Source organism: Pseudomonas sp. NLJ1, assembly GCF_049486705.1.
Lineage (GTDB): Bacteria > Pseudomonadota > Gammaproteobacteria > Pseudomonadales > Pseudomonadaceae > Aquipseudomonas > Aquipseudomonas inefficax.
Genome location: NZ_CP137735.1, coordinates 4891778 through 4907864 on the forward strand (window position 1 = coordinate 4891778; position 16087 = coordinate 4907864).

The 16087-nt window shown below is 62.7% G+C and carries 18 protein-coding genes; 12 read left to right on the plus strand and 6 right to left on the minus strand.

From position 1 onward, the window contains the following. Positions 1 to 48 precede the first annotated feature (48 nt). Both R9B85_RS22110 and R9B85_RS22115 read left to right on the plus strand, forming a co-directional pair. Positions 49 to 618: an SPOR domain-containing protein gene (locus R9B85_RS22110; protein ID WP_112252416.1), complete on the plus strand. Its 570-nt coding sequence runs from the start codon at positions 49 to 51 to the stop codon at positions 616 to 618. A 232-nt stretch (positions 619 to 850) separates the two neighbouring features. Next, a complete protein-coding gene (locus R9B85_RS22115; protein ID WP_112252417.1) occupies positions 851 to 1276 on the plus strand; it encodes a GTP pyrophosphokinase in 426 nt (141 codons plus the stop codon). Between the two features lie 13 nt (positions 1277 to 1289). On the opposite strand, the gene R9B85_RS22120 is transcribed toward R9B85_RS22115, so the two are convergent. Both R9B85_RS22120 and R9B85_RS22125 read right to left on the minus strand, forming a co-directional pair. Next, positions 1290 to 1532, minus strand: coding sequence for a DUF1654 domain-containing protein (locus R9B85_RS22120; RefSeq protein WP_112252418.1), 243 nt, complete (start codon positions 1530 to 1532; stop codon positions 1290 to 1292). Positions 1533 to 1616: 84 nt separating this feature from the next. Further along, positions 1617 to 2534, minus strand: coding sequence for a LysR substrate-binding domain-containing protein (locus R9B85_RS22125; RefSeq protein ID WP_112252419.1), 918 nt, complete (start codon positions 2532 to 2534; stop codon positions 1617 to 1619). Between the two features lie 226 nt (positions 2535 to 2760). Here R9B85_RS22125 and R9B85_RS22130 point away from each other — a divergent pair, with 226 nt between their 5' ends. Both R9B85_RS22130 and R9B85_RS22135 read left to right on the plus strand, forming a co-directional pair. Continuing rightward, positions 2761 to 4047, plus strand: coding sequence for a dicarboxylate/amino acid:cation symporter (locus R9B85_RS22130; RefSeq protein ID WP_207878382.1), 1287 nt, complete (start codon positions 2761 to 2763; stop codon positions 4045 to 4047). Between the two features lie 11 nt (positions 4048 to 4058). After that, entirely contained in the window at positions 4059 to 5531 is a 1473-nt protein-coding gene (locus R9B85_RS22135) for an amino acid racemase (protein WP_423770564.1), read from the plus strand. A 148-nt stretch (positions 5532 to 5679) separates the two neighbouring features. On the opposite strand, the gene R9B85_RS22140 is transcribed toward R9B85_RS22135, so the two are convergent. Further along, positions 5680 to 6768 carry an asparaginase gene (locus R9B85_RS22140; RefSeq protein WP_112252423.1) on the minus strand — a complete coding sequence of 363 codons (1089 nt, stop codon included), beginning with the start codon at positions 6766 to 6768 and terminating at the stop codon, positions 5680 to 5682. Between the two features lie 404 nt (positions 6769 to 7172). On the opposite strand from R9B85_RS22140, the gene R9B85_RS22145 reads away from it, so the two are divergent. The 7 genes from R9B85_RS22145 (at position 7173) to R9B85_RS22175 (ending at position 14327) form a co-directional block, all read left to right on the plus strand. After that, the gene (locus R9B85_RS22145; RefSeq protein WP_112252424.1) at positions 7173 to 8129 is read left to right on the plus strand and encodes a sugar ABC transporter substrate-binding protein; all 957 of its coding nucleotides are present in this window, start codon (positions 7173 to 7175) and stop codon (positions 8127 to 8129) included. A gap of 21 nt (positions 8130 to 8150) precedes the next feature. Then, positions 8151 to 9704 carry a sugar ABC transporter ATP-binding protein gene (locus R9B85_RS22150; RefSeq protein WP_423770565.1) on the plus strand — a complete coding sequence of 518 codons (1554 nt, stop codon included), beginning with the start codon at positions 8151 to 8153 and terminating at the stop codon, positions 9702 to 9704. After that, positions 9701 to 10696: an ABC transporter permease gene (locus R9B85_RS22155; RefSeq protein WP_133971200.1), complete on the plus strand. Its 996-nt coding sequence runs from the start codon at positions 9701 to 9703 to the stop codon at positions 10694 to 10696. Before R9B85_RS22150 ends, R9B85_RS22155 begins: the two co-directional genes overlap by 4 nt. Positions 10697 to 10700: 4 nt before the next feature. Beyond that, positions 10701 to 11723, plus strand: a complete 1023-nt coding sequence (locus R9B85_RS22160; protein WP_423770566.1) for a LacI family DNA-binding transcriptional regulator — start codon at positions 10701 to 10703, stop codon at positions 11721 to 11723. Between the two features lie 15 nt (positions 11724 to 11738). Then, the gene (gene rbsK, locus R9B85_RS22165; protein WP_112252428.1) at positions 11739 to 12647 is read left to right on the plus strand and encodes a ribokinase; all 909 of its coding nucleotides are present in this window, start codon (positions 11739 to 11741) and stop codon (positions 12645 to 12647) included. Continuing rightward, on the plus strand, positions 12644 to 13042 hold the full coding sequence (rbsD, locus tag R9B85_RS22170; protein ID WP_112252429.1) for a D-ribose pyranase: 399 nt from the start codon (positions 12644 to 12646) through the stop codon (positions 13040 to 13042). The genes rbsK and rbsD overlap by 4 nt, the downstream gene beginning before the upstream one ends. A 283-nt stretch (positions 13043 to 13325) precedes the next feature. Then, a complete protein-coding gene (locus R9B85_RS22175) occupies positions 13326 to 14327 on the plus strand; it encodes a nucleoside hydrolase (RefSeq protein WP_207878386.1) in 1002 nt (333 codons plus the stop codon). Here the strand turns inward: R9B85_RS22175 and R9B85_RS22180 are convergent. Further along, complete coding sequence (locus tag R9B85_RS22180; RefSeq protein ID WP_063912423.1) at positions 14299 to 14511, minus strand: hypothetical protein; 213 nt, start codon at positions 14509 to 14511, stop codon at positions 14299 to 14301. The two genes, R9B85_RS22175 and R9B85_RS22180, sit on opposite strands and share 29 nt — an antisense overlap. A gap of 276 nt (positions 14512 to 14787) precedes the next feature. Between R9B85_RS22180 and R9B85_RS22185 the strand changes: the two genes are divergently transcribed. Further along, entirely contained in the window at positions 14788 to 15108 is a 321-nt protein-coding gene (locus tag R9B85_RS22185) for an I78 family peptidase inhibitor (protein WP_003260961.1), read from the plus strand. Between the two features lie 190 nt (positions 15109 to 15298). Here R9B85_RS22185 and R9B85_RS22190 read toward each other — a convergent pair whose 3' ends face one another. Further along, positions 15299 to 15511 carry a cold-shock protein gene (locus R9B85_RS22190; RefSeq protein WP_003250656.1) on the minus strand — a complete coding sequence of 71 codons (213 nt, stop codon included), beginning with the start codon at positions 15509 to 15511 and terminating at the stop codon, positions 15299 to 15301. A gap of 162 nt (positions 15512 to 15673) precedes the next feature. Further along, positions 15674 to 15979 (minus strand): hypothetical protein, encoded by a 306-nt coding sequence (locus R9B85_RS22195; protein WP_215521188.1) that lies wholly within the window; start codon positions 15977 to 15979, stop codon positions 15674 to 15676. Between the last annotated feature and the right edge of the window lie 108 nt (positions 15980 to 16087).

Below are 16087 nucleotides of genomic sequence, written 5' to 3' on the forward strand. Positions count from 1 at the left end.
CAGGGCGGGCGTGGTAGAATCCGCGCCTTCGAATCTGGAGGTACACGCGTGCGCAAACTGGCTGTGGTAATGGCAGTGCTCGCCCTGGCGGGCTGTGAGAACGAGGTCGAAGGCGTGCACAAACAGGTGGCCGAACACCTGCACAACCCCAAGACCGCCAAGTTCGGCAACGTGCGGATCGACACCCAGGGCACCATCTGCGGCCAGGTCCGTGGCAAGGATGATGCCGGGCAGTACGAAGCCTACCGCAGCTACGTGGCGATCAAGCGCGATGGCCAGTACGAAATCATCGTCGACGACAACGGCAACAACCTGCGCATCCGCGAGATGTGCGGTGGCGCCGAGCTGCAGCGCCGTGCCGAAGCCCTGGCTGGCCAGCCAGCCCCGCAAGGCTGGGATGTGGAAGTGATCCAGGGCGCCAACATGGGGGCGCTCAGTGACATGACCGCACGCCTGATCGAAAAGGGCATCCCGTCCTCGGTAGAGTACCGCGACGGCAAACCGGTGGTGCTGATGGGGCCGTTCCCCAGCCGTGAGGAAGCCGAAGCACGCAAGGCCGAGGTAATGGCCAAGCTGGGTACCGATTCGGTGGTCATCCAGCACGGTGCTGCGCGCTAACCCAGCTTCCTGCAGGGAGATAACGGTGTTTGCTCAAGATTCAGATGCTTGCGCAATCCTTGTGGGAGCGGCCTTGCGTCGCGAAAGGGCTGCGTAGCGGCCCCGATATCTGAACCTGGCACAGATGGCCGGGGCCGCTACGCAGCCCATTCGCGACGCAAGGCCGCTCCCACACATTGTCCGCACAGTTTTGGCTATGCTTGGCAGGAGGAAGCTGAACGGGGAGGGCCTCATGTCTACACTGGAGCGGGCCATTGCCGTGGCCGCCAGGGCGCATGAAGGGCAATACGACAAGGGTGGGGCTGCATATATCCTCCACCCGCTACGCGTGATGATGCGGGTTGGCACAACCGAACAACGGATTGTCGCGGTGCTTCACGATGTGATCGAAGACACCCCGCTGACCCTGTCCGACCTGGCGCGGGAGGGTTTCGCGCTGAAAATCCTTGCCGCCTTGCTGGCGCTGAGCCGCCGTGAGGGCGAGGCCTACCAGGACTTCGTGGTGCGCCTGGGCGGTGACCCGCTGGCGCGCACCGTCAAGCTGGCCGACCTGGCCGACAACAGCGACCTTTCGCGCATCCCCTGCCCAGGCCCCACCGACCTGGCGCGGCTGGCGCGTTACCGCGAAGCCAGTGCCTACCTGCAGGCACTGGCTTGAGGTTGATGCGCGGTCAGTCTTCCTTCGGTACTGTCCAGAAAATCTGCACACCGCCATCGTCGCGGTGGGCGAGGGTGACGTTGTCGTTTTCGGCGATTTCCCCAAGCAGGGTTTCCCAGTCTTCCGGGGTTTCCTGTTCCAGGCGAAAGATCAACGCCGCACGGCTGCGCTGTGCCGTGGGGCTGTTGATGATCTTCTGGATGCGCATACCCAGTTGTTCGTAGCTGCTCGGGGTGGCGGAGGCGGTGCTGGACACAAGTGTTTCCTTGTTTTTGCTGTATGCACATACAGTATTTCACTGTAAGTAATTTCGCAACAGCTTGTCAGGCGGAAACTGTGCTCAAGCCTGGGCTGATCCATGCGCAGTGTTGTCCAGGGTATTCCACAGGCTTCTCATCGTAGGGTTCTGATTCAACAGCGAGCAGTACGAGCGGATCTCCAGCCGAGTGCTCCATTCGGCGCCTCCGGCCTGCACGAGCAACCCTCTTTCCAGTTCGTCATTTACTGCACTGTGGGGCAGCCAGGCTACCCCATAGCCCTCGACAGCCATGCGAACCAGCAGCATCGCCATATCGGCCTCATAGCACCGTTCCAGAGGGGCGACTTCAGGTGCGTTGCGAATGACGACGTCTGCCACTTTCCCCAGAAATGTCGTAGCCGTGTACGCCAGGTGCGGAATAGGCTTGTTGCCTGCGCAAAGCCGGAACATCGGCTTGCCCTGCGCGTCGGGCGCACACACGGGGATGAATGCATCGTGGCCGAGCGCCAGGCTACCGAAGCGCTCAGGGTCCAGGGAGATGGGGGTGAGCGGATGATGGTAGACAATCATCAGGTCGCAGCTGCCTTCTTCAAGGGCGATGACGGCGTCATTGATGTTGGCCGCCACTACCCGGGCATTGAAGCGCTCGTTTTGCTGCTGGAACTGGCTGAGCCATTTCGGCAGGAACGTCATGGACAGGCTGTGGGCTGCCGTGATCTGGATCGAGCGCCCTGGCATCCGTTTCACGTCCCTCAGGTCGGCGCGCAGCGCCATCAAGGCAGCGAGCGCCTGGCGGGCTTCAGCGCAGAAGGTCTGGCCGGCGGGCGTAAGCTGTACCGGGTAGGTTGCACGATCAACCAGTTCGACACCCACCCACTCTTCGAGCGAGCGGATTCTCCTGGAAAGCGCGGACTGTGTAACGCAACGCACCTCGGCGGCGCGAGAAAAATTCTTCCACTCGGCGATTGCCATGAGGTCGTCCAGCCACTTGATTTGCATCGCTGATCTCCTTCGCCAGGCGCTCAGTGTAAGCGTGTTCGCATAAGCCTCGACAGCGATGCCTGTAAACTATTCCAAAAACGCATAGGGTCAGCCCTATTACTCATCAACTTGTTTTTTCGCGGCGATAAACTTGTCCCCAGCACTCGCTCGGCGAGTTGCTGTTCCTGTCTTTATCCAGATCCTGCCAAGTAGAAAAAATAGAAAATAACTTGAGGAATACATCGTGAAAAACAATAAACTTCCGCGCCGGATTGCGATAGGTATCGCCTTGGGCGTAGTCGTCGGCTGGGCATGTCATCATTTCGCAGGCAGCGAACAGGACGCCAGGCAGATAGCTGGCTACTTCTCAATGGTGACGGATATCTTTCTGCGTTTGATTAAGATGATCATCGCGCCGTTGGTGTTCGCCACGCTTGTCGGCGGGATCGCAAGCATGGGCAATTCGCGCTCGGTCGGCCGCATCGGCTTTCGTGCCATGGCCTGGTTCGTCTGCGCTTCGGCCATTTCACTGGCGATCGGCATGGCGCTGGTCAACCTGTTCGAGCCAGGCGCTGGCATCAACTTGCAGGTCGCGCATCACGCTGATGCCGTTACAACCCCGGTGAATACAGGCGACTTCAGCCTCAAGGTATTTATCAGTCATGTATTCCCTCGCAGTATTGCCGAGGCCATGGCCAATAATGAAATACTTCAAATTGTGGTCTTCTCTTTGTTCTTTGGCTTCGCCTTGGCAGGTGTCAACCGAGCCGGCCATACAAAGATTGTGGACTGCATCAATGAACTTGCGAAAGTGATGTTTCGCATCACTGACTATGTCATGGCGTTTGCACCGATCGGGGTTTTTGCAGCGATCGCTTCTGCAATCACTACTCAAGGCCTGGGGCTGCTGACCGACTATGGCAAACTCATTGTCGAGTTCTATCTGGGCATCCTGCTGCTGTGGGCAGTGCTGTTCGGTGCGGGTTACTTGTGCCTGGGCAAGTCTGTTTTCACGCTCGGCAAACTGATTCGCGAGCCTGTGCTGCTGGCGTTCTCCACGGCCAGCAGCGAGGCGGCCTACCCGAAAACGATGGAAGCGCTCGAGAAGTTCGGTGCGCCGAAACGCGTGTCCAGCTTCGTCCTGCCGTTGGGCTACTCATTCAACCTCGACGGTTCGATGATGTACCAGGCGTTCGCCATCATGTTCATCGCCCAGGCATACAACATCGACCTCAGCTTCACCCAGCAGGTGTTGATCCTTTTGACCCTGATGATTACCAGCAAGGGCATGGCGGGCGTGGCGCGGGCCTCGGTGGTGGTGGTCGCTGCGACTTTGCCGATGTTCAACCTGCCTGAGGCTGGCCTGCTGTTGATCATCGGTATCGATCAGTTCCTCGACATGGCACGTACCGCTACCAATGTCGTGGGCAACAGCATTGCCACGGCTGTGATCGCCAGATCAGAGCCACAGACCGAGCCGCAAGCGGCAAGCGAGGCGCCCACCCTCGACCGCCCGGTATCGGCCGCCTGAGGAGTTTGCTCATGAAGTCGAAGAAGGCAGCAGTTCCACAAGCTTTTGCCCACACGATCGGAATTGTCGGCGGGCTTGGTTCGCTCGCGGGGGGCGACCTTTTCTACAAGCTTTTGAAGTCGCGGGCGGTGCTGGAGGACCAGGGGCGTTTTCATTTCCTGCTCGAGCAACATCCCTTCAAGGATGTAATGCTGCCTTTGGATGCAAGCGCGAGCATGACCTCGCGAAAGTTCTATGTTTTCGAGGTGTGCAGGTCATTTGAAGCTAGCGGTGTGGATGCAATCATGCTGCCTTGCTTCGCCAGCCAGACGTTCCGCACGCAGATCCAGGAAGAGCTGGGGACTCCGGTGCTGGACATGATGGAAGCCTTGGTGCAACACATCCGTCAGGTCGCGGAGCCAGGCAGTACACTCGGCGTGCTTGCTTCGGATTATGTGCGTCATTCCGGGCTCTTCGAACAAGCGTTGGGCCACCAGTACGATGTGGTGTACCCCGATGCACAAGCGCAGGTCGCGCTGATGGAGGCCATGTATGGCGTCAACGGCATCAAGGATGGGCACCTGGATGGCATGCCTCTGGAGTCCGTGTACCAGGCATGCCTGTCAGTGCAGGCACAGGGTGCCAGCTTGGTCGTGCCGGGCATGACCGAGCTTTCGCTGGTGTGCGCCGACCTGCAGCGCCGCGGCATTGCCGCACTGGATATCAACGAGCTCTACGCCACGTTCGCGACCCTAGGCTCAAGTGCGCCCCGTGAACTGCCATTCAAGCTGGGTATCGTGGGTGGGGTCGGCCCCGCAGCTACGGTGGACTTCATGGGCAAGGTGGTTGCCGGTACGCCAGCAGGCCGGGATCAGGACCACATCAAGATGGTGGTCGAGCAGAACCCGCAAATTCCGGATCGCACGGCCAGTCTGCTGAATGATGAAACCGACCCGACGATGGCCCTGTATGCGACCTGCAAACGCCTGGAAAGCGCCGGTGCCAATGCAATTGCAATCCCGTGCAATACCGCTCACGCGTTTGTTGAACGCATCCAGGAGCACCTGCGCGTGCCAATCGTCAACATGCTCACCGAGACGATCGACTGGATAAGACAAACATACGGCCGCGACAGGACGGTCGGCCTGCTGGCGACGTCAGGCACCGTCGCCAGCCAGGTCTATCACCAGGCAGCCAGCCGCGCCGGGCTTGAGATTGTTGTGCCGGCGCCGGATTACCAGAAGCTGGTCATGGAGGCCATCTATGGTGAGCGGGGCGTCAAGGCTGGCTTCACTGAAGGACTGTGTCGAGACCAGCTGTTGATTGCGGCCGAGCATCTTACGGAAGTGGGGGCGACGGTGCTGATTCTGGGCTGTACGGAACTGCCGCTGGTGCTCAGCCACTGTGATGCTTATGAACTCAGTGGCAGGACGGTTGCTCTGGTAGACCCCACGATGATCCTGGCACGCAGATGTGTCGTGTTGGCTGGAGGTTCAGGTAGTTAACCGCATTCTCATGCCTTTTCCCTGTGGGAGCGCGTTTACCCGCGAAAAATGCGAGGCGGTGTATGGCACCGGCTTTGCCGGTGTTCGCGGGGGAACCCGCTCCCACAGGGTGGCAGCGGGCTGTTTGCATTTCAGGGGGCAGTAGTGATCAGTACTCCCAGAAGATCCGCTGCAGCTCCTTGCTGTCCTGGGTCCTGGTCATCGCCACCATCGCCAGGATCCGCGCCTTCTGCGGGTTCAGGTCATGGGCCACGACCCAGTCGTTCTTGTCATCCGGCTGTTCGGCGTTGCGCAGCACGAAACCACCCTGGTTCACATGCGACGAGCGAATGATCTGCACGCCGTTCTTGCGCAGTTCCTGCAGCGCCGGCACCACCCGTGACGACACCGAACCGTTGCCGGTCCCGGCATGGATCAGTGCCTTGGCGCCGTTCTGCGCCAGCGCCTTGTAGGCGGTGTCGGTGACGTTGCCATAGCCATAAGCGATGTCCACCTGCGGCAGGCTGCTGATCTGCTTGATGTCGAACTCGGAGTTTACCGTGTGGCGCTTGGCCGGCAGGCGGAACCAGTAGGACTTGCCTTCCACCACCATGCCCATCGGGCCCCAGGCGCTCTTGAAGGCTTCAGTCTTGATGTTGACCGACTTGCTCACATCGCGGCCGGACTGGATCTCGTCATTCATGGTCACCAGCACGCCCTTGCCGCGCGACTGCTTGTCGCTGGCCACGGCCACGGCGTTGTACAGGTTGAGCATGCCGTCGGCGGACATGGCGGTGCCCGGGCGCATCGAACCGACCACCACGATCGGCTTGTCGGTCTTTTCCACCAGGTTGAGGAAGTAGGCGGTTTCTTCCAGGGTGTCGGTGCCGTGGGTGATGACGATACCGTCCACATCCTTGCTTTCGGCCAGTTCGGCAACGCGTTTGCCCAACTTGAGCAGGTCGTCGTTGGAGATGCTTTCAGAGGCGATCTGCATGACCTGCTCGCCGCGTACGTTGGCCAGGTCGGCCAGTTCCGGCACGCCGGCGATCAGCTTGTCGACGCCCACCTTGGCGGCCTGGTAGGTGGCGCTGTTGGCGGCGCTGGCGCCAGCACCGGCAATGGTGCCGCCGGTGGCGAGAATGACCACGTTGGCCAGCTTCTGCTGGGTTTCGGCTTCTTTGGCCGAGACGGTGGTAGGCAGAGCCAGCAGCAGGGCGAGGGCGGTGGGGGCGAAGGTTTTCAGTGCGGCATTCATCGTTATTGTTCTCTCTCTTCCTAATGAGATGGTTGTTTTGTCGCACAGGGTGCAAGGCAGGTTTCGTACCACTTGCGCGCACGGCCTTTGTGGGAGCGGCCTTGTGTCGCGAAAGGGGCGCGCAGCGGCCCCGGGTTCCGGCGCAACAGCACACATTGCCGGGGCCGCCTTGCGGCCCTTTCGCGACACAAGGCCGCTCCCACATGAAGGGGGGCCATTCGAGATTCCGAACAAACGTAGGAAAAGACGTTCGGCTTTTCGGAAAAAATCCGGATAAACTGCCCCGGGCTCGACTTGACCTCCGACAGCCAAACGGATTTGACAAACCCCGGTCCTGTTTCCATAGTTAGGCAACGCAAACGTTTGCGATCCGACAAAAAACACAAGATTCGGAGTCATCGTCCATGAAACTGCCGTTCCCCGGTCGTCTGCTGGCCCTCGCGGTCATTTCCTCGCTTTCCCTGGCCCTGCCGTTTTCTACCGCCCACGCCGAAGACAAGCCCAAGGTCGCCCTGGTCATGAAGTCGCTGGCCAACGAGTTCTTCCGCACCATGGAAGACGGCGCCAAGGACTACCAGAAAGCCCACGCCGATGAATTCGAGCTGATCGCCAACGGCATCAAGAACGAGACCGACACCGGCGAGCAGATCCGCATCGTCGAGCAAATGGTCAACGCAGGCGCCAAGGCCCTGGTCATCGCCCCGGCCGACTCCAAGGCGCTGGTATCGGCGGTGAAGAAGGCCATGGACCAGGGCGTGGTGGTGATCAACATCGATAACCGTCTGGACCCGGCGCTGCTCAAGAGCAAAGGCATCAGCGTACCCTTCGTGGGCCCCGACAACCGCAAGGGCGCGCGCCTGGTCGGCGACTTCCTGGCCAACAAAAAGCTCAAGGCCGGCGACCAGGTCGGCATCATCGAAGGCGTGCCGACCACCACCAACGCCCAGCAGCGTACCGCCGGTTTCAAGGACGCCATGGAGGCCGCGCAGGTCAAGATCGTCTCGGTGCAGAGCGGCAATTGGGAAATCGACAAAGGCAACGCCGTCGCCGCCTCCATGCTCAACGAATACCCCGACCTGAAAGCCCTGCTGGCCGGTAACGACAGCATGGCCCTGGGCGCCGTGTCGGCCGTGCGTGCCGCCGGCAAGACCGGGCAGGTGCAAGTGGTGGGCTACGACAACATCAACGCCATCAAGCCGATGCTCGCCGATGGCCGTGTGCTCGCCACCCTCGACCAGGCGGCCAGCCAGCAGGCGGTGTACGGCATCCAGGCGGCGCTGAAAATGGTCAAGGGCGAGAAACCCGACGTGGATGCCGACAACGTCATCCAGACCCCGGTCCAACTCATCACCAAGCCCTGATTGCTGGCAGGAGATACGGCCATGCCTGCATCGGCCAATGAAGTGGTGCTCGCCGCCAGCGGCCTGGGCAAGACCTATGCCCAGCCCGTGCTCGGCGAGGTCAGCCTGAACCTGCGGGCCGGCGAAGTGCTGGCGCTGACGGGTGAGAACGGCGCGGGCAAGAGCACCCTGTCCAAGCTCATCAGTGGCCTGGAAACCCCCACCACCGGGCACATGCGCTACCGCGGCCAGGCCTACGCACCCGGCAGCCGCAGCGAGGCCGAGCGCCTTGGCGTGCGCATGGTGATGCAGGAGCTGAACCTGCTGCCCACGCTGACCGTGGCGGAAAACCTGTTCCTCGACAACCTGCCCGGCCGCTTTGGCTGGATCAGCCAGAAGCGCCTGCGCCAGCTGGCCACGGCGGCCATGGCCCAGGTCGGCCTCGACGCCATCGACCCGGACACCCCGGTTGGCGAACTGGGCATCGGCCACCAGCAGATGGTCGAGATCGCCCGCAACCTGATCGGCGACTGCCATGTGCTGATCTTCGACGAGCCCACCGCCATGCTCACCGCGCGCGAGGTAGAGCTGCTGTTCACCCAGATCGAACGCCTGCGCCAACGTGGCGTGGCCATCGTCTACATCTCCCATCGCCTGGAAGAACTGCAGCGCGTGGCCCAGCGCATCGTCGTGCTGCGCGACGGCAAGCTGGTGTGCGACGAACCGATCCAGCGCTACAGCAGCGCCGAACTGGTCAACCTGATGGTCGGCCGCGAGCTGGGCGAGCATATCGACCTGGGCCGCCGGCAGATCGGCGCGCCGCTGCTCAAGGTCGACAAGCTCAGCCGTGCCGACAAGGTGCGTGAAGTGTCGTTCGAGGTCAGGGCAGGGGAGATCTTCGGCATCTCTGGCCTGATCGGTGCCGGCCGTACCGAACTGTTGCGCCTGATCTACGGCGCCGACCGTGCCGACAGCGGCAGCGTCGCCCTCGGCCAGCCACCGCAGGTGGTCACCATCGACTCGCCCAAGGCTGCCGTGCAGGCCGGTATCGCGCTGATCACCGAAGACCGCAAAGGCGAGGGCCTGCTGCTGACACAGTCGATCAGCGCCAATATCGCCCTGGGCAACCTCGGCGCGGTATCCCGGGCCGGGGTGCTCGATGGCGAGGCCGAAGCGGCATTGGCCGAGCGCCAGATCCAGGCCATGCGCATTCGCAGTGCCGGCCCGCAGCAAGTGGTAGGCGAGCTGTCTGGCGGCAACCAGCAGAAGGTGGTGATCGGCCGCTGGCTCGAGCGCGATTGCCAGGTGCTGCTGTTCGACGAGCCCACCCGTGGCATCGACGTCGGCGCCAAGTTCGACATCTATGGCCTGCTGGCCGAGCTGGCGCGCCAGGGCAAGGCCCTGGTGGTGGTGTCCAGCGACCTGCGCGAGCTGATGCTGATCTGCGACCGCATCGCCGTGCTGTCGGCCGGTCGCCTCATCGACACCTTCGAGCGTGACCATTGGAGCCAGGACCAGCTGCTGGCTGCAGCCTTTGCCGGTTATCAGAAACGTGACGCACTGCTGCACGACGCAGCTCCCAGGATGGATGCATGAAAACCACCCCGCTCGACAGCCAAGGCGCCGTACCGGTGCGCCGCAGTGGCACCTATCTTGGCCTGGGTACCTACCTGGGCCTGGCCGGCGCCTTGCTGGCGATGATCGTGCTGTTCTCGTTCCTCAGCAGCCACTTCTGGTCGTACAACACCTTCAGTACCCTGGCCAACCAGATCCCCGACCTGATGGTGCTGGCGGTGGGCATGACCTTCGTGCTGATCATCGGCGGCATCGACCTGTCGGTGGGCTCGGTGCTGGCGCTGGCGGCTTCGACGGTCAGCGTGGCGATCCTCGGCTGGGGTTGGGGTGCGCTGCCTTCTGCCTTGCTGGGCATGGCCGTGGCCGCGCTGGCCGGCAGCATTACCGGCGGCGTCACCGTGGCCTGGCGCATTCCGTCGTTCATCGTCTCGCTCGGCGTGCTGGAAATGGCCCGCGGCCTGGCCTACCAGTTCACCGATTCGCGCACTGCCTATATCGGTGATGCCTATGCCTGGTTCTCCAACCCCATCGCATTCGGCATCTCGCCGGCGTTCATCATCGCCTTGCTGGTGATCGTGCTGGCCCAGCTGGTGCTGACCCGCACGGTGTTCGGCCGCTACCTGATCGGCATCGGCACCAACGAAGAGGCTGTGCGCCTGGCCGGCATCGACCCGCGCCCGTACAAGGTGCTGGTGTTCGCCCTGATGGGCCTGCTTGCCGGCCTGGCCGCGCTGTTCCAGATCTCGCGCCTGGAAGCGGCAGACCCCAATGCCGGCTCCGGCCTGGAGCTGCAAGTGATCGCCGCCGTGGTGATTGGCGGCACCAGCCTGATGGGCGGGCGCGGCTCGGTCATCAGCACCTTCTTTGGCGTGCTGATCATTTCGGTGCTGGCCGCAGGGCTGGCGCAGATCGGGGCCAGCGAACCGACCAAGCGCATCATCACCGGGGCGGTGATCGTCATCGCCGTGGTGCTCGACACTTACCGTAGCCGGCGTGCAGGCCGGCGGAACTGAGAACATGGCAACCATCAAAGACGTCGCGGCACTGGCGGGCATTTCCTACACCACTGTGTCCCATGTGCTGAACAAGACCCGACCGGTCAGCGAGCAAGTGCGGCTGAAAGTCGAAGCCGCCATCGCCGAGCTCGATTACGTGCCCAGCGCCGTGGCCCGCTCGCTGAAGGCGCGCAGCACGGCCACCATCGGCTTGCTGGTGCCCAACAGCGTCAACCCGTACTTCGCCGAACTGGCGCGGGGCATCGAAGACGCCTGCGAGCGCAACGGCTACTGCGTGATCCTGTGCAACTCTGACGACAACCCGCAAAAGCAGCGCAGCTACCTGCGCGTACTGCTGGAAAAACGCATCGATGGCCTGGTGGTGGCTTCGGTAGGCCAGGACAGCGACCTGCTGCAAAGCCTGGCTGGCGTGCGCACGCCAATGGTGATTGTTGACCGCGAACTGGATGGCGTGGATGCCGACCTGGTGCGCATCGACCACGAGCAGGGCGCCTTCCTGGCCACTCGGCATCTGCTGGAGCTTGGCCACCGTGACATCGCCTACATCGGCGGCCCCGCCGAAACCGGGGTCACCCAGCTGCGCCTGAGCGGCTTCCGCCGCGCCATGGCCGAGGCCGGTGTGGTGGTGCTGGGCGACCGCGTGCTGCACTGCGACTTCAGCAGCCCGGGTGGCCATGCGGTGGCAAGCCGGTTGCTGGAGGGCAGGCGGCCCACGGCGATTTTCGCCGGCAACGACATGATCGGCTTCGGCGTGCTGCGTGCCGCGGCCGAACGCAATATCAACGTGCCCGGCGAGCTGTCGGTGATCGGTTTCGACGACATCGAACTCAGCCGCTATGTGTACCCGCCGTTGACCACGGTGGGCCAGTCGATCCGCGAGCTGGGCGAGAGCGCCGCGTCACTGTTGCTGACGCGTATCGGCACACCCCGCCAGGGCGCGGCAGAGCAACGCATCGTCGCCCCGCGCATCGTGCTGCGCGAGTCCACCGGGCCGCGCCCGGACCTGTTCAACGATTACCGCTAACGCTAAGGAAATGTCATGAATGCCAAGGTCGTGGTAGTCGGTAGCCTCAACATGGACCTGGTGGCCCGCGCCCAGCGCCTGCCCCGGGCCGGCGAAACACTCCCCGGCGAAAGCTTTTTCACCGTGCCGGGCGGCAAGGGGGCCAACCAGGCGGTGGCCGTGGCGCGCCTGGGCGGCAGCGTGGCGATGATCGGCAACGTCGGCGACGATGATTATGGTCGGCAACTGCACCGGGCGTTGTATGTGGAAGGCATCGACTGCCAGGGCGTCATCACCTGCCAGGGCGTGTCCAGCGGTGTGGCGCTGATCACCGTGGATGCCGCCAGCCAGAACTGCATTGTCATCATCCCGGGTGGCAACGGCCTGCTGACCCCGCAGTCGGTGCAGCGGTTTGATGCGCTGCTGCAGGCGGCCGAGGTGATCATCTGCCAGCTGGAGGTACCCACCGACACCGTGGCCTGGACCCTGGCCAGGGGGCGCGAGCTGGGCAAGCAGGTGATCCTGAACCCGGCGCCGGCGACCGGCCCCTTGCCGGCGGACTGGTTCCCCCACATCGACTACCTGACGCCCAACGAAAGCGAGGCCGAAGCCCTGACCGGCGTGGCGGTTGCGGACCTGGACAGTGCCCGGCGTGCCGGCGAGCGCTTGCTGCAGCTGGGCGCGGGCAAAGTGATCATCACCCTGGGCGCGCAAGGGGCCTTGCTGGTCACCCCCGAGGGCCACCAGCACTTCCCCGCGCCGGTGGTCCAGCCGCTGGACACCACGGCAGCCGGCGACACCTTCATCGGCGGCTTTGCCGCTGGCCTGGTGCGCGGCCTGGATGAGGGCGAAGCCATCGCCTTCGGCCAGCGCGCCGCGGCCCTGTCGGTTACCCGCGCCGGCGCCCAGCCGTCGATTCCCTACCTGGCGGAGCTTGCGCCATGAAGAAAACCCCACTGCTGAACGTCGCCCTGTCGCGGACCATTGCCGGCATGGGGCATGGCGACATCCTGATAATCGGCGATGCCGGGCTGCCGGTGCCACCGGGGGTAGAACTGATCGACCTGGCCGTCACGCCTGGCCTGCCGGATTTCGCCAGCGTGTTGCGGGTTGTGCTGAGCGAGTTGCAGGTAGAGCGCCACGTGCTGGCCGAAGAGATGCAGAAAGTGGTGCCGCCGGCGCTGGTCGAGATCGAGCGGCTGAAGGGCAAGCTGGGCAAGCGCGAATGGCTGAGCCATGAAGATTTCAAAGAATTGTCACGCAATGCCCGTGCGGTAGTGCGTACTGGCGAGTGCCAGCCCTACAGCAACATTGCGCTGATCTCCGGCGTGACCTTCTAACTCGCCATCTTGCCCAACGCAGATCCCCTGTGGGAGCGGGCATGCCCGCGAACACCGGCAGCGCCGGTGCCATCCACCGCAGGCCCCTGTGGGAGCGGGTTCACCCGCGAACACCGGCGAAGCCGGTGCCATTCACCGCAGGCCCCCTGTGGGAGCGGGTTCACCCGCGAACACCGGCGAAGCCGGTGCCATCCACCGCGCTGCCTTCTTCGCGGGTAAACCCGCTCCCACAGGGATTTGCGGTGTTTCAGGAATACCAACCCAGGCAACAGGAGTGCCACCCATGCTCAAACCCCTGCTACAAGGAATCGCCCTCATGGCCGCAGCCACCACCCTCCAGGCCGCCCCCATCGACCTGATCATCGACACCGACCCCGGCGCCGACGACGTGGTCGCGCTGTTCCTGGCCATGGCCTCGCCCGACGAACTGAACATTCGCGCCATCACCACCGTGGCCGGCAACGTGCGCCTGGAAAAAACCTCGCGCAACGCCCGCCTGGCCCGCGAATGGGCTGGTCGCGAAGACATCCCCGTGTACGCCGGCGCCGCGCGCCCGCTAGTGCGCAAGCCGATCTACGCCGCCGACGTGCACGGCGAAGAAGGCCTTACCGGCATCCAGGTTCACGAACCGAAAGCGCCGCTGGCCCAAGGCAATGCCGTGCAATACCTGGTCGACACCCTGGCAAGCGCCAAGCCCCACAGCATCACCATCGCCATGCTCGGCCCACAAACCAACCTGGCCCTGGCGCTGATCCAGCAACCCGAGATCGCAAAAGGCATCAAAGAAGTGGTGGTCATGGGCGGTGCCCACTTCAACGGCGGCAACATCACCCCGGCGGCAGAATTCAACCTGTATGCCGACCCGCATGCCGCCGAAGTGGTGTTGGCCAGCGGTGTGCAACTGACCTACCTGCCGCTGGACGTCACCCACAAGCTGCTGACCAGCGACGCCCGCCTCAAGCAACTGGCGGCGGTGAACAACCAGGCCAGCAAACGGGTAGTGGATATCCTCAACGCCTACATCACCCACGACATGGACCTGTACGGCATGCCCGGCGGCCCGGTGCACGACGCCAGCGTCATCGCCTACCTGCTCGAGCCCGAGCTGTTCAGCGGCCGGCGCATTCACATGAGCATCGACAGCCGCGAAGGCCCCGGCTTCGGCCAGACCATTGCCGACTGGTACGGCGTGCTCAAGCAGCCTGCCAACGTGATGTGGGTGGAGGAGGGCGATGCCCAGGGCCTGTTCGACCTGCTCAGCGCCCGTTTGGCGCGATTGGAATAGCCGTGTGCGGCGCGAAGCGCTCGAACACCTGGTCGATGAAGCTGCGTGCCGCCTCGGCGCCGCGATCGCGCACCAGCAGGTCGATGGCAATCAACAGCAACTCTTCTGGTGTGCCAGGGCTGTACGCGCTCTGGCCCTCGGCCCATTTGACCTTGATATCGGCATCGATGCTGTGGCTGCTCATGAAAGGCTCTCGCTTGGGGCCCGGGACGAAGGGGCGAACACCTGACCCTGGTGTTCGATGGAGGCGGGGTGCGCTCCACTTCTTGCACTGAATCATGACTTTGCGTCAGTGACCTTGTGGCTTAAGCATATGGCAAACGCAGCGGGTTGTGCAAAATCCGGTCACGATTGCGTTTTCGCCTCTGCCGGCCAGTTCAGGCAGACTTGACCGGTTTTGCAACAAATGATGAGTGGAACTGTCGGATCAGACAGTTCCCGTACCGATTTAGGAGGCTTCATGTTCCGTACCCGTGCTTACCTGGCAACCCTGGCGGTGGCTGCTGTCCTGGCTGGTTGCAGCACTGGTGGCAATTCTGCGGGTGGCGCTGCGCCAGCCACGCCGGCAGGCAACGATGGCCGCTGCGAAGCCAGCGGCGCCGATTTCGCCATTGGCAAGCCGGCCAGCGCCGAACTGCTGGAGCAGGCGCGCAAGGCCAGTGGCTCGCAGATGGCCCGCATTCTCAAGCCGCACGACGTGGTTACCCTGGAGTACCGTTCCGAGCGCTTGAACCTGAATGTGGACGAGCAGGGCAAGGTGGTTCGCGTCAACTGCGGTTGATGCCTTGCCGGCCTCTTCGCGGGTGAACCCGCTCCCACAGGGATAGCGTTAGCCTCCAGGTCTGCGCCGTCCCCTGTGGGAGCGGGTTTACCCGCGAAGAGGCCAGCACAGGCTGGGCATATCTGCCAGAGCAAGTTCACACCCATAAAAAAACCCGCCACAAGGGCGGGTTTTTTTACAGCTATCCGAATTACTCCGGACGAACCTGTGCAGCCTGCATGCCCTTCTGGCCGCGCTCGGCGACGAAGGAAACAGTCTGGCCTTCTTTCAGGCTCTTGAAGCCGTCGGATTCGATGGCCTTGAAGTGAACGAACAGGTCGTCGCCGCCGCCTGCTGGGGTGATGAAGCCGTAGCCTTTCTCATCATTGAACCATTTGACGGTGCCTTGTTGGCGATTGGACATGGGTGAATCTCCAGAACATTTAGTTTTTTCAGTGGTGCAATGCGGCCGAGGCTACGGAGCACGGAACACATCATAGTCTAATTCTGCGCATCTAGCGCCTTTTACCTTCGCAGGATATTGATCCATCTCAAAGAATGGCTAGCCCGCGTCGGCTTCAACGTTTCAGCTTTTCGGTGCGCAGGCTTTCTTCACCACGGTTTGCGCCTTCTGCATCAGCTTGGCGTCAACGCCATCGTTGCTGTCCAGGTCGGCGATCTCCGCATCGGTGAAATTCTTTTTGATGGCTTGGGCACCGCAATCGCAGTGCTTTTTCGCGGTCGCGGCGTCAACGCCTTGGCCGCTGGCCACCTGGGTGCACTGGGTCATGTAGGCGGCCTCCTTCCCGGCTGGGAAGTTGCCAGCGTTCGCAGCTACAGGCAGCAGCAGGGCGCCAGCGGCCGCCAGGGCCAGAAGAGACGGAACTCGCATAACCAGTTACTCCTTGGGTCAGGTCTCATCAAGAGTAGGTTGCTTCCCAAGGTCTGATAGGAATTTTTCCGCGTTAGTTCACCCAAAGGCTGTAATTTCCAAATATTT